Origin of the sequence: Streptomyces sp. NPDC058086 (assembly GCF_042885015.1) — a bacterium.
Classification (GTDB): Bacteria; Actinomycetota; Actinomycetes; order Streptomycetales; family Streptomycetaceae; genus Streptomyces.
The window spans coordinates 1-14,469 of record NZ_JBHVST010000091.1 but is presented as its reverse complement, the minus strand read 5'-3'; the positions used below and the strand labels follow the sequence as shown (position 1 = coordinate 14,469).

General features: G+C 71.1%; 11 protein-coding genes and 1 tRNA gene. 6 read left to right on the top strand and 6 right to left on the bottom strand.

Annotated elements, in window-relative coordinates; all coding sequences use genetic code 11:
• The first annotated feature begins 24 nt into the window (after window positions 1–24).
• Window positions 25–1,125, top strand: a complete 1,101-nt coding sequence (locus tag ACFVWD_RS43700) for a winged helix DNA-binding domain-containing protein (protein WP_389603549.1) — start codon at window positions 25–27, stop codon at window positions 1,123–1,125.
• Between the two features lie 13 nt (window positions 1,126–1,138).
• Here ACFVWD_RS43700 and ACFVWD_RS43695 read toward each other — a convergent pair whose 3' ends face one another.
• Complete coding sequence (locus tag ACFVWD_RS43695; protein ID WP_389603548.1) at window positions 1,139–2,119, bottom strand: phosphotransferase enzyme family protein; 981 nt, start codon at window positions 2,117–2,119, stop codon at window positions 1,139–1,141.
• A gap of 281 nt (window positions 2,120–2,400) precedes the next feature.
• Between ACFVWD_RS43695 and ACFVWD_RS43690 the strand changes: the two genes are divergently transcribed.
• Window positions 2,401–3,570: an acyltransferase family protein gene (locus ACFVWD_RS43690; RefSeq protein WP_389603546.1), complete on the top strand. Its 1,170-nt coding sequence runs from the start codon at window positions 2,401–2,403 to the stop codon at window positions 3,568–3,570.
• Between the two features lie 70 nt (window positions 3,571–3,640).
• On the opposite strand, the gene ACFVWD_RS43685 is transcribed toward ACFVWD_RS43690, so the two are convergent.
• Window positions 3,641–3,718: transfer RNA gene (locus ACFVWD_RS43685), tRNA-Met, on the bottom strand.
• Window positions 3,719–3,920: 202 nt separating this feature from the next.
• Between ACFVWD_RS43685 and ACFVWD_RS43680 the strand changes: the two genes are divergently transcribed.
• Together ACFVWD_RS43680 and ACFVWD_RS43675 are read left to right on the top strand one after the other, a co-directional pair.
• Window positions 3,921–4,946 (top strand): MDR family NADP-dependent oxidoreductase, encoded by a 1,026-nt coding sequence (locus tag ACFVWD_RS43680; RefSeq protein WP_389603544.1) that lies wholly within the window; start codon window positions 3,921–3,923, stop codon window positions 4,944–4,946.
• Window positions 4,947–5,017: 71 nt separating this feature from the next.
• Entirely contained in the window at window positions 5,018–5,482 is a 465-nt protein-coding gene (locus tag ACFVWD_RS43675) for a MerR family transcriptional regulator (RefSeq protein WP_389603543.1), read from the top strand.
• Between the two features lie 26 nt (window positions 5,483–5,508).
• On the opposite strand, the gene ACFVWD_RS43670 is transcribed toward ACFVWD_RS43675, so the two are convergent.
• Both ACFVWD_RS43670 and ACFVWD_RS43665 read right to left on the bottom strand, forming a co-directional pair.
• On the bottom strand, window positions 5,509–6,978 hold the full coding sequence (locus tag ACFVWD_RS43670; RefSeq protein WP_389603541.1) for an aldehyde dehydrogenase family protein: 1,470 nt from the start codon (window positions 6,976–6,978) through the stop codon (window positions 5,509–5,511).
• Between the two features lie 79 nt (window positions 6,979–7,057).
• The gene (locus ACFVWD_RS43665) at window positions 7,058–7,804 is read right to left on the bottom strand and encodes an aquaporin (protein WP_389603540.1); all 747 of its coding nucleotides are present in this window, start codon (window positions 7,802–7,804) and stop codon (window positions 7,058–7,060) included.
• Window positions 7,805–8,085: 281 nt separating this feature from the next.
• Here ACFVWD_RS43665 and ACFVWD_RS43660 point away from each other — a divergent pair, with 281 nt between their 5' ends.
• Complete coding sequence (locus ACFVWD_RS43660) at window positions 8,086–9,816, top strand: IclR family transcriptional regulator C-terminal domain-containing protein (protein WP_389603539.1); 1,731 nt, start codon at window positions 8,086–8,088, stop codon at window positions 9,814–9,816.
• Between the two features lie 47 nt (window positions 9,817–9,863).
• Here the strand turns inward: ACFVWD_RS43660 and ACFVWD_RS43655 are convergent, their stop codons facing one another.
• On the bottom strand, window positions 9,864–11,054 hold the full coding sequence (locus ACFVWD_RS43655; protein ID WP_389603538.1) for an MFS transporter: 1,191 nt from the start codon (window positions 11,052–11,054) through the stop codon (window positions 9,864–9,866).
• 108 nt (window positions 11,055–11,162) lie between these two features.
• Complete coding sequence (locus ACFVWD_RS43650; RefSeq protein WP_389603537.1) at window positions 11,163–13,088, bottom strand: glycoside hydrolase family 5 protein; 1,926 nt, start codon at window positions 13,086–13,088, stop codon at window positions 11,163–11,165.
• Between the two features lie 285 nt (window positions 13,089–13,373).
• On the opposite strand from ACFVWD_RS43650, the gene ACFVWD_RS43645 reads away from it, so the two are divergent.
• Complete coding sequence (locus ACFVWD_RS43645) at window positions 13,374–14,111, top strand: SAM-dependent methyltransferase (RefSeq protein ID WP_389603535.1); 738 nt, start codon at window positions 13,374–13,376, stop codon at window positions 14,109–14,111.
• The last annotated feature ends 358 nt before the right edge of the window (window positions 14,112–14,469 follow it).

Genomic DNA, 14,469 nt, shown 5'->3' with positions numbered 1-14,469 from the left:
GCCGACCGGCATCGGCGTGATCCGATGACCGTTCTCGACACCCGGGCCCTCAACCGCGCGACACTCGCCCGACAACTGCTGCTCGATCACGCCGACCTGCCGGTCCTCGACGCCGTCGCGCACCTGTGCGGTCTCCAGGCACAGGAACCGCAGGAACCGTACGTCGGACTCTGGTCCCGGCTGCGGGCGTTCGATCCGGCGGGACTCTCGGACCTGCTGACCGGGCGGAGTGTGGTGCGGACCCATCTCATGCGCCGTACCGTCCACCTCCTGACCGCCGACGATGCCCTGGCCTGGCGGTCCCGCCACGACGCCATGCTGCGCCAACGGGTGCTCGGCACCTACCGCCGCGAACTGGACGGGATCGACCTGGACGAACTCGCGGCGGCGGGCCGGGCGGTGATGGCCGACGACGAGCCCCGCTCGATGACCGAGCTCGCGCGGGCGCTCGCCGAGCGCTGGCCGGCACCGGGACCACGGGCCCTGGGGGAGATGCTGATCGCCGCCCTCGTCCCGATGGCACAGCTGCCACCGCGCGGGCTGTGGCGCACGAAGGCGGGAGTGCGCAACGTGCCGCTCTCGTCCTGGCTGGGCCGCGAGATCGACCCGCCGACCCAGGATGGCTCCGATCCCGTGGGCCAGGCGCTGGTACGGCGCTATCTGGCCGCGTTCGGCCCCGCCGCCTCCGCCGACCTGCGCGCCTGGTGCGGCCTCGCCGGACTGCCGGCCGCCGTGGCCGCGGTACGCGAGGAGCTGGTCACCTTCCGCGACGAGCGAGGCCGGGAACTGCTGGACCTCCCCGACATGCCGCGCCCCGACCCCGACACACCCGCCCCGGTCCGGTTCCTGCCGGCATTCGACAACGCGCTCCTCGGCTACCACGACCGCGGCCGGATCGTGGACGACGTCCACCGCGGGCTGTCGGTCACAGGCGCCCGTGTCGTCCTGGTCGACGGCCGGGTCGCCGCGACCTGGAACGTCGAGGCAGGCACCGTGAACGTCACGCCAATGCGCCGCTTCTCTTCGGCCGAGCGCACCGCCGTCGCCGAACAGGGGCGGGAACTGGCGTCGTTCCTCTCCGACAGCGAGAGCCATCGTGTACGGGTTGCCGGGGCTCCTGGCTGAGCGGCACACCTGGCTACCGCACGGCATCGAGTGCGGCGGCCAGTCGGGACACGACCTCCAGCTCCGGCATGCTGCGCAAGGTAGCGACGACCTGCCGACTGGCGAACTCGCGCTGCGCGGCGGTCACGGTCTGGTCGATGGCGCACTCGGCCTGTACATGGACGAAGTTCAGGGCCGTCGCGAAAAGCATCGAGAACGACTGCGGACCCTTGATGGTGGCGCCGCCTCCGGCACTTCGATAGGCCCGCGCCAGCCGCCGGGCGGAATCGATGTCCACGTGGTTGCCGCCCGACCATACGTACATGGCGCGCGCGAACTCGCGTTCCGCCGAGGTGACCCCGGCATTGTCCCAATCGAGGAGGACCGGCCCGTCCCGGCCGACCAGAACGTTCTGGGGCTGCAGGTCCAGATGCGACGTCACCAGATCGCCGGGGTCGGCCGGTGTCACCCAGTGCGCCAACTCTGCCGCGGAAGTGTCGATGAACCGGCCCAACGCCTTTGCCCACGGCAGGCCGGCCTGACGAACCTGCTTGTGCAGGGCCCTCCACTCGGCGTCCTGGGGGCACCGCTCATACCAGGAATCCGGCGTCTCGCTCGCGCCCTGTCCCGCCGTGTGGAGGAGTGCCATGGTCCGGCCGAACCAGTCCAGGATGCCCGGATCGGACGCGTCCGCCTTGGCGCCGTCGATCCAGTCGTACAGCTTCACGTAGGACCCGCCTGAAGAAGCGGTGACGTGGGAGACGTATGCACCATGGCGATTGGGAAAGAGCCGCGGCGACGCGATGCCCAGGTCCTCAGCGGCCTGCCGTAATGCGGCCTCCTGGCTGACCTGTTCCTCGTCGCAGCCGAAGAGGAGCTCCTTCACCGCCCATGAGGAGCCGTTCCCGGAGAACCTCCAGATCTGGCCCAAGGCGCCACGGGTGACAGGCGTCATCGCCCATGGCCCGGAGCCGAGTTGGTAGGTCTCCGCTATGAAGTCGGCTGTGAAGCGCATTCAGGAACCTCTCCGGACGCTGATGACGAGGCTTCGCAGTCGGGCCGGTCGAGTCGACCTCACCACAGCCCGAACGAGCTCAATCCAACAACAACTCTTGAGTGAGCCACGAGCACGCGACTGTACAAAGAGCGGGCCGCCTCTCCGCAGGCCGTCGCTCACCCCCAACCCGCCGCGTCACACCCTCCGCCGGACAGCACCCGTCTCGCATCCCTCGCAGGCATCTCGCATCCCGTACAGGACCGGGCCGCTGCAGGACGACACTTGAGAAAGGAAATCCCGTGGCCACTGAGCAAGTACTGACCGGCTCCGCGCCGGCCGACGAGAGCGGCGAAGCCGCCGAGCCGAAACGCCCCCGAGTCTCCCGGCTACCCTCCCTCACCGGCCTGCGGTTCCCCGCCGCGCTGGCCGTCTTCGCCCACCACGCCTTTCTCCCGATACCCCCGCTGCGGCTGCTGTCCGACGACCGTACCGAGTACCGCCTCGCCGACTGGACCTCGCAGGCCGGCGGCCTCGGCGTGTCGTTCTTCTTCGTACTCAGCGGCTTTGTACTGACCTGGTCGGCACGGCGCGGCGACACCACGACGGGGTTCTGGCGGCGCAGGTTCGTCAAGATCTACCCGAACTACGTGGTCGCCTGGGCGCTTGCCATGCTGCTGTTCGCCAGTTCCTACACCTCCACGCATGTCTCCATCGCCAACCTCTTCATGGTCCAGGTGTGGGTGCCCAGCTACTTCACCAACTTCAGTGTGGACTCCCCGAGTTGGTCGCTGGCCGTGGAAGCCGTCTTCTACCTGAGCTTCCCCCTGCTGCTGAGCGTCTTCAGGCGTATCGACGCCCGCCACCTCAAGTACTGGATCACCGGAGCGATCGCCGCGGTGTGGGCCACCCCCGCGCTGGCGTACGCCCTGTTCCCGAAGACCCCACGGGTACCCAGCGGCCAGGACCTCTCGGTCTCGCAGTACTGGTTCAGCTACGTGCTGCCCCCGGTCCGTATGGTCGACTTCGCCCTCGGCATTCTGGTGGCGCTCGCGGTGAAGCACGGGCGCTGGCGGAACATCGGCATGTTCTGGTCGAGCCTGCTGCTGGTCGGCGGGTACGTGCTCACCTTCCATGTGCCCTATCTCTACGGCCAGCGCGCCGCGATGATCCTGCCGATCGCGCTGCTGATCGCGGCCGCGGCCACCGCGGACATAGAGGGCCGCTTCACCTTGTTCCGCAGCCGCACGATGGTCTGGCTGGGCGAGATCTCCTTCGCCTTCTACCTCCTGCACTACACAGCGCTGTCCACGCTCCGAAAGGCCCTCGGCACCCACCAGATGTACTCCACCGCGACAGGCGTGGCGATGCTGGTCGGCACGGCCGCCGTCACGGTCCTGCTGTCCTGGGCGCTCTACGCCCTGGTCGAGGCGCCACTCGTGCGCCGATTCAGTCGGTCACGCCGCGCCTGAGCTCTCGTCGCCCGGATGACTGTAAATGCTTCTGGCCCCTTCGACATGTGGGTGTCGAAGGGGCCAGATTTGGTAGCGGGGGCAGGATTTGAACCATGCGACCTCTGGGTTATGAGCCCAGCGAGCTACCGAGCTGCTCCACCCCGCGTCGGTAGGACCAGTCTACGCCAACAGCCGGACGTGTGAGCGCAATTGTTCCGGATAGGAATCGGCACCGGTCCAACGCACCGATCTCCACGAGAACCAGGCGCGGGCTTGACCTTGACGTGCGCGTCAGGGTTTAGCGTCAGCTCACTCCGGCGGCGGACGTGCGTGGTGCCGCCGCCCCGACCCCGGTCAGGAGGCCGCACATGACCGCAGCCCTTCCCCGCACCGCCCGCGAGGTCCGGCTCACCGCCGTCCCCGGGGGACTGCCCGCGCGGGAACACTTCGCCGTTGTCGAGGCGCCGCTGCCCGAGCCGGAAGCAGGCCAAGTCCTCGTCAGGAACCGGCACTTCCTGGTCTTCCCCGGTCTGCGCACCTTGATCGGAGGGGAGGTCGACGGCCTGCCCCTGCCGCGGCTGCGCACCGGGGACGTGCTGTTCGGTCCCGCCGTCGGCGAGGTCGTGGCCGCGCCGGCCGACAGCCCGCTGCGCCCGGGAGTTGCCGTCGCCCACATGCTCGGCTGGCGGGAGTACGCCCTGGTGGCCGCTGCCGGGTGCACCCCGTTGGACGGTGTGCTGCCCGATCCCGTGGCTTACCTCTCCCCGGGATCCGCGGCCTACGGAGCACTGACCCGCCTCGCCGAAGTCCGCTCCGGTGACGTCGTCTTCGTCACCGGAGCGGCCGGAGCGGTGGGCTCCCTGGCCGGGCAGATCGCCCGACTGCTGGGCGCGGGAAGGGTGATCGGCAGCACCGGTTCGGCGGACAAGGCCGAGCGGCTGGTCTCCGAGCTCGGCTACGACGCGGTGGTGCTGCGAGGCGCCGGGTCCGTCGCAGCCCAACTCGGGCAGGCCGCGCCCGAGGGCATCGACGTCCTGGTGGACACCGTCGCCGGCGAGCAACTGACCGCCGCACTCGCCGCGGCCCGGCAGGGCGCGCGTTTCGCCCTGGTCGGCGCCCTGTCGGGACAGATGTCCGCGCGCCGGGACGGCGGTAGTGCGCCGATGGAGATCGACGCCTTCCGCCTCGTCGTCAAGGGCGTGTCGCTGCGCGGATACAGCGGCGCGGACCACCCCGAGGTCGAGAGGGCATGGACCAGCCGCTTTGGTGACTGGCTGCGCTCTGGAGCGATCAGCTTCCCCCATACACGGATCGCGGGCATCGATCACGCCCCTCAGGCATTGCGGGAACTGATCGAAGGCAGACACTTCGGGGCCGTCGTCGTAGAACTGTAGTGGTGACGGTGTGGCACCCGCTCGCCGGCCGAGAGCGGGCGAAGTACGGGGGAACGGGGGAGTGAGGCAGGATGCGGATCGGGGACGCGGCAGCGGCGGCCGGTACCACACCCAGGGCGCTTCGGTTCTATGAGCAGCGCGGACTCTTGCCCCCGCCCGTCCGTACGGCCTCCGGTCAGCGCGAATACGGGCCTGGAGAGATCGCACGAGTCCGCGTCATCCGGGAGTTGCTCGCCCTCGGGCTCACCATCGAAGACCTGCGCAGCTGCGCCGACCGCCTCGATCTGCTGGCCCAGGATCCGCCCCCGCGGTGTGGCTCCGTCGAACCCGGCGCCCCCGCCTCCGGCGTTGTCGGCCGCAGACTGGCCGCCCTCGACGCCGAGATCGACCGGCTGGCCACCCTGCGCGAGACCCTCGCACGCTGCGCCTCCGGCGAACCGCCGACTCCGAGCCCGGGCCCGGCGGATCACCTGCGCGGCGAGCGCCGGATCACCACGCCGTCACCGCCGCTGCCTTCCGAAGCGAATCCCACCTGACCAGGGAGCCCTTCCCGCCGAAGATGTCAGATCGGGTAGTGGGCGTGGCCCGTGGTCTGGGCGGTGATCCAGCGGGTGTCGGTGAAGGCTTCCGCGCCCGCCTGCCCGCCGAAGCGGCCGTAGCCGGAGCTCTTCACACCGCCGAACGGGGCCTGCGGCTCGTCCGCGATCGACTGGTCGTTGATGTGGACGATGCCGGTACGCAGGCGGCGGGCGACCTCCAGACCGGTCGCCAGGTTCTCGGTGATCACACCGGCGGTCAGCCCGTACGGTGTGTCGTTGGCCAGCGTCACGGCCTCGTCGGCGCTGTCGACCACGTGGATCACGGTCGCCGGGCCGAAGATCTCGTCGTAGTAGATCCTCATCTCCTTGGTGACGCCGGTGAGTACGACCGGACGGATGAGCGTGCCGGGCTCCTCGACCTGCCCGGTGCCCGCGGCCAGCCGTGCTCCCTGGTCCACGGCGTCCGCGACGAGCGCGGCGACCCGACGGGCCGCACCGGCGTTGACCACGGGACCGACCGCCGTGCCCGGGTCGGCCGGATCCCCGTACGGCAGGGCCTGGACTCGAGCGGCGAACCTGGCCGTGAACTCCTCGGCGACCGCGCGGTGCACGATGACACGGTCCACGCACATGCAGATCTGCCCGGCGTTCATGAAGGAGCCGAAGACGGCGGCGTCCACCGCGTAGTCGACGTCCGCGTCCTCCAGGACGAGCAGGGCGTTCTTGCCGCCGAGTTCGAGGACTGCGGGCTTGAGGTGCTGCGCGGCCTGGACGCCGATGACGCGCCCGACCTCCGTGGAACCGGTGAAGTTGACCATCCGTACCCGGTCGTCGGCGATCAGCGCGGACACCACCTCGGCGGCATCGGCGCGGTCGTTGGTGACGACGTTGAGCACGCCCGCGGGCAGCCCGGCCGCGTGCAGGACGTCCGAGATCAGCAGACCGCAGGCGATCGGTGCGTCCTCACTGGGCTTCATCACCACGGTGTTGCCCATCGCGATCGGCATCGCGACCGCGCGCACGCCGAGGATGACGGGCGCGTTCCACGGCGAGATCGCGGCGATCACGCCCTTGGGGACCCGTACCTGCGCCGAGTGGACGCCCTCGGAGTTCGTGGCGAGCGTCTGCCCGGTGGGCCCGCTCACGGCGGCCGCCGCCTCCAGGAGGATGTCGGAGGCCAGCTTGGCGTTGAAGCCGGCCCAGGTCGCCACGCCCCCGACCTCCGCCGCCATCAGCCGGACGACCTCCTCGACGCGCTCCTCCATCAGTTGCGCGGCGCGCAGGAAGATCCGGCGCCGCTCGGCGGGCTTGGTCGCGGCCCACGCCGCGAACGCGGCGTCGGCGGCGTCCACGGCTCGGCGTATGTCCTCGGGGGTTCCGGCGGCGACCTCGGCGCAGACGGCGCCGGTCCAGGGGTTGATGTCGGATGCCGTGCGGCCGGAGGAGGCGGGGACCTCCTGGCCGTTGATGATCAGGCCTCGGACGGTGGACATGGGGTCCTCCTGGGTGAGTGGGATGGGGCGAGTGAGTGGGAGGGGGGAGCGGGGGCCGGGGCGGCCGGTGGCCGTCGGGTCACGCCTCTGCCGACGCGGTCGGGGCGGAGCGGTCCCGGCGCGTGCGCAGGGCGCGGTGTGTGAGGCCGACGAGGGCCGGGGCGACCAGCGGCGCGATCATGTAGTTCCAGAAGTGGTCGTACTGGCCGGACAGCAGCGCCGGGCCGAAGGCGCGCGCCGGGTTGATGCTCGCGCCGGTCACGGTGCCCAGAGTGGCGATGACCACGCCCACGCCGAGCCCGATGACCGCGGGGATCAGCCCCCGCAGCGCGGGTCGGGACATCACCAGCGTGACCGCGACGAACACCGCGGCGAGCGCGGCGCCTTCGACGACGAACAGCTCGACGGCGCCGGTACCGGGCGCGGGATGCACGGCGCCGTACCCGACCTGGCCGACCACCTTGCCCCACACCACCCAGGCCAGCGCGGTCCCGGCCAGGGACCCGGTGAGCTGCGCGGCGACGTACGGCAGGACGGCGCGACCCGGGAAGAGCCCGCACGTCCACAGGAAGACGGTGACGCCGGGGTGGAGATGGCCGCCGGACGCGCGGCCGGGCGGTGAGTACATCAGCGCCGCGATCAGGGCGGCCACGACGGTTCCCGCGACGACGAACAGCGTGTCCGGGTCACCGATCGCCAGTGACGAGCCGGGGAAGGCCAGCCAGCGGACCAGGCTGACCACGGCGAAGAGAAGCACCGTGGTCAGCGCGAACTCGTACGCGCTGTGCCGGATCAGGTCCGCGCGGCTCTGGGCGGAAGTGCTCATGGGAGTCCTCAGGGCAAGGGAGGGGGTCTTGGGGCGCGGCTCGGCTCAGGCCGTGCGGCGGGGAGGCCGGCGCCGGGTGCGGAACGTCCCGCGGTGCGCCCGGCAGGCGACCTGTGCTCTTATCGCTAGTGTTTTTTGCTGAGTGAACTTCTGTTCATTTGCTGAGTGCGGTGAGTCTGCGGGATCGGGTGACGGCTGTCAATGGCCCGCGACCCGGTAGCGTTCTCCGCACGGGTCCGGCCGCATGCGCCGACGAGCGGGGAAGCGCGGGAGGAGAGGCCATGGCACGGGGCGTCACGGGGGCGGAAGCCGGGGCGTCGAAGCAGCCCACGGGCACCGCGTCGCAGGCCGCCGGACCCGAAGCCGGCCGCGGGGAGGCCGTCGGCCCACTGGAACGCGGTCTGGACGTCCTGCGAGTCATGGCCGATTCCGCGGAGGCGGTTCGGCCGGGCGACCTCGTCCGCGCCACCGGCCTGGCCCGTTCGGCCGTGGACCGGATCGCCGCCACCTTGGTTCACCTCGGGTACCTGCGTGCCGAGGGCCGCGATCTCGTGCTCGCCCCGCGCCTCATGGAATTCGGCAACGCCTACCTCGACGCGAGCGGCCTGTCCCGCGCGCTGCGCCCGAACCTGGAGCGGCTGACCCGGACCCTGGACGAGTCGGTCTCGGCGATCGTCCTCGACGGCTTCGACGCGCGCATCGTCGGCACGGCGGTCCCGCCCGGCCGGGTGATCCCCCTCGGCTTCCGCGTCGGCGACCTGCTGCCCTCCGAGCGCTGCGCCGCCGGAGCCGTACTCGCCACGGGCTGGGACCCGCCGACGCACGAGGCCTGGCGGGCCCGGCGCGCCGCCGACCCCCTGGACGCCGGTTTCCCGGCCGTCCCCACGCGCCCCACGGCTCCCCGCCCCGAGCGGACGGAAGCCGACTTCGCGTCCTGGACCACGGCGGCGGCCACGAACGGCTGGGCATTGGACGACCAACTGGTCGCCCCGGGGCTGGTCGCGCTGGCGGTCCCCGTTCGCGACCCCGACGGCCGGCCCGTGTGCGCGATCAGCGTGCTGGCGCACACCAGCCGCCACAGCGCCGACGACCTCCGTGCCCACGCTCTGACCGAGATGAACCGGGCCGCCGAGGACATCGCCGACGCGCTGTACGGCACCTCGCACCCCCTGCCCCCCGCGGCCCCGCCCGCTACCGCCCCCGCATACGCCGACGCCAAGCCCGAACTCGGGCCGTCCTTCCTCCAGGCGCTGGCCAGGGGCCTGGCCGTACTGACCGCGCTGGGCGGACAGTGCGGCGGACTCACCCTCGCCGAGGCCGCTGAGGCCGCCGGACTCTCGTATCAGAGCGCCCGGCGCAATCTGCTGTCGCTGAGTGAACTCTCCTACGTGGAACAGCACGGGCGCCGTTTCCTCCCAGGCCCGCGCGTCCTGGAGCTCGGATACGCGCGACTGTCCACGCTGACCCTCGCCGACATCGCCCGGCCTCATCTGACCGATCTGGTGTCACAGGTACGGGAGTCCGCCTCGCTCGCGGTGCTCGACGGCGCCGAGGTGCGCTACGTCGCACGAGTGGCCACCGGGCAGATCACCAGCGCCCGCATCACCCCCGGCACCCGACTGCCCGCCTACGCCACTTCGATGGGACGCGTCCTGCTCGCGGACCTGCCGCGGGCCCAGTGGCCGGAGCTGATCCGATCTCTCCGCCCGCAAGCCCTGACCCCGCACACCCTCACCTCGACCGAGGCGCTCACCGCGGCTCTCCACCAAGCTGCCGACGACGGATTCGCCCTGGTCGAGCAGGAGTTGGAGGCGGGGCTACGCTCCCTGGCCGTACCCGTCAGAGACCGGACCGGGCGCGCCGTCGCCGCGCTGAACGTCGCGATGCACGCCGGCCCGGAATCACCCGAGCACACCCGGGACGCCATGCTGCCCGCTCTGCGCGCGTGCGCCGCCCGTGTCGCAACCGACCTGGCCCTCGCGAGTGCCCACATTCCCGTGGAGACGGGCTGACACCCCGGAGACAGGAGCAGGTCACACGTCACCGCGTCCGTACGCGCTCACGTCCTCGCCGGCATCGGCCGCCGCAGCAGGTACACAGCCGCGGTCGAGACCAGGACGGCCATGCACACGATGAACGCCAGCCCCGCGCCCTCCAGGCCGATCGGACCCGTCAGGAGCCCCACACCGATCACCGGCACCGAGATACCCGCGTAGGCCACCACGAACAGCGTCGAGATCACCGCTGCGCGCCGGTCCGCGGGAGACGCCCCGGCCAGCGCGGACAGCGCCCCGCGAAACGCCAGCCCCTGCCCGCCCCCGCCGACGAGCGCGCTCAGCACCACCAGCGCCAGCAGGTCCCACCGCAGCGCGCCCGCGAGCAGCGCCAGCCCGGCGAGGAGTCCCGCGCAGCCCAGAGGCAGCGATCGCCCCACCCCGACCCGGCCGACGGCGAGCTGCCCGGCGGTCGAGGCGAAGAAGGCCAGCGCGACGACCAGTCCGCTCACGGCGTGGTTGCGCACGTTCAGCGACTGCGCGAGGAACGCCGGGCTGACCGACGTGAACACTCCGAACAGCGCGAACCCCACGAACGAGGCGATCGCCGCCGGCCCGAACACCGCCCGCACCTGCGCGGGCAGGCCGGGCCGTTGCGGCCGTACGGTGCTCAGCGGCCGCCGCTCCCGCACGGTCTCCGGCAGCCACAGCAGGACGACGGCCGAGCAGGCCACCAGGGCGAGATGCACGGCGAACGTGAGGTACAGCGGCCAGGCGGCGTACTGCGCGAGCACTCCGGAGAGCAGGGGGCCGCAACCGAGGCCGCCCATGTTGGCGGCCGTCGCCACGAACGTGGCCCGGGAGGCGCCGCCGTACGGTGCCAACTCCATCACGTACGCCGTGGCAGCCCCGGTGAACAGACCGGCGGACAGTCCCGACAGCAGCCGCCCCGCATACAGCCAGCCCAGTCCCGTGGCGCACAGGAAGCAGACGGCGCTCGCCGCGGAGAATCCCAGGCCCCACAGCAGCACCGGACGCCTGCCCACGATGTCCGAGGCGTTCCCCGTCAGCAGCAGCACGCCGATGACCCCGAAGGCGTACACGGCGTACACGACGGTGACCGTCAGCTCGGAGAACCCGAACTTCTCCTGGTAGAGGCCGTAGAGGGGAGTCGGCAGCGTGGTGCCGGCCATGCACACGGCGAACACCGCCCCGCTGAGCAAACACTGGCGCCACCCTCGACGATCACCGTCCATGCGGCCGACGGTAACCCCGCACACGGCCGCGGCCCGGTCGGGCCGCGGCCGCCGCGGCGCCTGAAACACCCACCTGCGGCGATTCAGAGGTGAGGGGCGGTGAGGGGCTCAGGGCTTCAGCGGAGTGCACAACAGGGCTGCGGGGCCCGCGGTGCTGCCCACGCGGGTGGTGAAGGCGATACCGGCGGCGTACTCGTCGGCGGAACACTGGCCCTTGTACGCGCCGTAGGCGAAGTCGCCGCCCGCCATGTCGGCGGGCCGGTTGTCGGAGCGGTCGAACCAGACAGTCCGTCCGGTGGACCCCAGCGGGGTGCGGCCGGGCGCGCACAGGGCCGCCGACAAGCGGTCACCGCGGCGGCTGTAGCCGATGAGGAACTGCCCGGCGGGGCACTGGAGCTTGGTGTATCCACTGGCCCAGTCGCCGCCCGCGGGGACATGACGTTCGTCAGTGACGACCGTCTGGGTGTTGCCCGCGGCCCGCAGGTCGCCGGCGGTGGTGTCGGTGCACAGGCCACGCCCGGAGGTGTGGCTGAGGCCGATCAGCCGCAGGCCGTCGGGGCAGGCGGCCTTGTAGGCCCCCGAATCCCAGTCGCCGCCGGCCCGTACCCGCAGAGACTGCACGTAGTCGCCGTGGTCGGTGGTGAGCATGCGCCAGACAGGGACCGGCGTGATGGACCCGGTTCGTGTGGGAGCGGTCATGAGGTGGCTCCAGGCGGTGCCGCGCCAGTCGCCCTGGTCGAGGATGCCGTGCCGTCGCCCGGCGGTGTCGTAGCGCAGCAGGGCCCAGTCGTCGTGGCCCTCCCAGCCGACCAGGGGCCAGTAGGCGAAGTCGGCGTCATGGTCGGCGAAGTAGTCGGTGATGTTGCCGAACCAGGTGCGGGCCGCGGTGCCCGTCTCATTGGCGCCTATGCCGAATTCGCTGATCCACACCGGCGCGGTGTAGTGCTGCCCTTCCGTGGTGACGAAGAAGGCCTGGTCGGCGAGGACCTGGTACAGCTGGTCGCGGGTCAGGTCCTGGTAGCGGGCGTCGTGGGTCTCGCCGATTCCGGTGGCGCCGCTGTGGTGGGGGCCGGTGTAGCCGTAGAAGTGGGCGGAGTAGACCAGCTTGTGGGCGTCCACGAGGGTGTGCGAGAGCGTGCGCACGGGGGCGAGGGTGGGTCGGTCGTGCGGCAGCCCGTCGACGGGTACGCCGGTCCAGTTGATGCCCTCGATGACGATGAGGAGGTTGGGGTTGGCCTCGGTGAGGATGCGGTCGGCGGCTTGCTGGGCGGCCGCGTACCAGTCGTGGCCGTCGCCCATGCCCCAGTTGGGGTCGTCCAGTACGTCGCGGCGTACCTCGTTGTAGAGGTCGGCGCCCACGACGCGGGAGTCGGTGGCGTATCGGCGGGCCATGAAGACCCAGTCGTCCGTCCACTGCTGGGTGGACTGGCTGCTGTTCCACCGTTCGTTGCCGTCGATGCCGCAGCACCAACGGGAGGTGTTCGTATGGTTGTTGAGGATGACAGCGAACCCGTCCTGGGTGAGGGCGGCCACGACGGCGTCGTAGATCTGCAGGGGTGTCCTGCCGCGCAGTTGCGGATTGGCGGCGACGGCCACGTCCGGGACGGGGGCTGTCGTGTGGATCATCTCGTTGGAGAACGGCAGCCGAATGCTGTTGATGCCGAGTTCGTGGAAGTCGGCGAGCAGTGCGGGCAGCGGGGCACGGTCGAGGCCGAGTGGGATGCCGTAGGAGTCCTGGCCGGCGTGGTGGTTGGCGGGGTCGGTGATGTTGCCGCTTCCGGTCCAAGAGCCCTGTGCGCCGTCCCAGTTGGCCGACTTCAGCCGGAACCGGTTGCCCCGGGCGTCGACGATGTACCGGCCCTGGGTCGACAGCGGCGGCTGCCAGGAGTCGGCCGCCGAGGCGGTGGCCCGGGGGAGGGTCTTGGCGGCGACGGGCTCCGGGACGGCGGCGACCGCCGTCGGAGCCGTGGTCAGCAGCGCGAGAACCGCCGTTGCTGATGTCAGGTACTTGACAATTCTACTTATGGTCGGCATCCGGTCCTCTGTGGGGGCGCTGGGGTGAAGCTGACGAGTCGGTGTCGCGAGGGACGGGCGCCTGTGTGAGTGGCGCCCTTCCAGGGTGACATCAAGGCCGGACCTGGTCACCGGTCTTGGCGGCGGCCGTCAGCCTACAATTGGCGGCGGCCGTCGGTGTGTGAATGGACTGCAGCCGGGTCTGTCCGATCCGTTCGGTGCGGTCCTGGAGGAAAGGGATCCGTTCGGTGCGGCCGTGGAGGAAAAGCAGGTGCGTGCGGCCTCTGCCCGTGCCAGGCTCCGCCGGTGAACCGTGAACAGATCTCCAGACTGGCCCATGCGGATCATCCGATTGCGGCCCCGCTCGACGACGATTCGGTGCGCCGACTGCTGGAACGCGGCATCCCGCGAGGCGGCGCCCGTGTACTCGACCTCGGCTGCGGTGGCGGGGAGTGGCTCCTGCGCGCCCTGGCCGCGCATCCGCGACTGCAGGCCGAGGGCGTCGACATCTCCGAGAGTGCGCTGGCGGATGCTCGGAGGACCGCGAGCATCCGCGGCCTGCGAGATCGCCTCGTCCTCCATCGCGAGGATGCCGCGGACTTCGCTGCCCCACACACGTTCGACCTGGTGATCAGCGTCGGCGCCACGCATGCCTTCGGCGGCCTGCTCGCCACCCTCGAGGCGGCACGCAAGCACCTGGCTCCCGGCGGATGCGTCCTGGTCGGTGACGGATTCTGGTCACACGAGCCTTCCCCCGACGCCGTGGAGATGCTCGGCGACCTCGCCGACCTGCCGACCACCGTGGACCGCGTCATCTCTGACGGATGGACACCCGTCGACGGGCACATCAGCACGCGCCGGGAGCTCGACGACTACGAATGGGCATGGACGGGGTCACTGGCCTCATGGGCCTTGGACCACCCCGACGATCCGGACAGTTCCCAGGCGCTGGCGGCAGCCACCACCCACCGCACCGAATGGCTGCGTGTCTACCGGGACGCCTTCGGCTTCGTCTGCCTGATCCTGCGCCCGACGTCCGACTGAGGCCGCCCTCGCCGGACCGGTGAACCCCCGTGCCCCTGCATCACCGTCCATGCCGGTCATCGCTCGGTCAACCCTTCGCCGCACATTGCCCCCATGATCACCGTGCGCCTCCGCCCCAACGCCGGTGCCTCCGAGCAGAGTGATCCAGCAGGTCGGTCCGCGTGCGGACCGACCTGCGTGCCGGAGAGCTGACGCAACCTCAAGAAGGGGTGTTCATGACAGGGTTGACTCGCCGTAGACTCCTGGGTTCGGCAGCCGGTGTACTGGGCGGCGCCGCGGCACTCTCCCTCCTTCCGCCGAGCGTCCAGAAGGCCGTCGCGGCCGGACCGCGGGAACGCGGCTCGCTCCGCGACATCGA

Bases quoted from the DNA above. Each gene is read 5' to 3' on its own strand.
- ACFVWD_RS43700 (WP_389603549.1), top strand. From the start codon at position 25: ATGACCGTTCTCGACACCCGGGCCCTCAACCGCGCGACACTCGCCCGA.
- ACFVWD_RS43695 (WP_389603548.1), bottom strand. From the start codon at position 2,119: ATGCGCTTCACAGCCGACTTCATAGCGGAGACCTACCAACTCGGCTCC.
- ACFVWD_RS43680 (WP_389603544.1), top strand. From the start codon at position 3,921: ATGACCGCAGCCCTTCCCCGCACCGCCCGCGAGGTCCGGCTCACCGCC.
- ACFVWD_RS43675 (WP_389603543.1), top strand. From the start codon at position 5,018: ATGCGGATCGGGGACGCGGCAGCGGCGGCCGGTACCACACCCAGGGCG.
- ACFVWD_RS43670 (WP_389603541.1), bottom strand. From the start codon at position 6,978: ATGTCCACCGTCCGAGGCCTGATCATCAACGGCCAGGAGGTCCCCGCC.
- ACFVWD_RS43665 (WP_389603540.1), bottom strand. From the start codon at position 7,804: ATGAGCACTTCCGCCCAGAGCCGCGCGGACCTGATCCGGCACAGCGCG.
- ACFVWD_RS43660 (WP_389603539.1), top strand. From the start codon at position 8,086: ATGGCACGGGGCGTCACGGGGGCGGAAGCCGGGGCGTCGAAGCAGCCC.
- ACFVWD_RS43655 (WP_389603538.1), bottom strand. From the start codon at position 11,054: ATGGACGGTGATCGTCGAGGGTGGCGCCAGTGTTTGCTCAGCGGGGCG.
- ACFVWD_RS43650 (WP_389603537.1), bottom strand. From the start codon at position 13,088: ATGCCGACCATAAGTAGAATTGTCAAGTACCTGACATCAGCAACGGCG.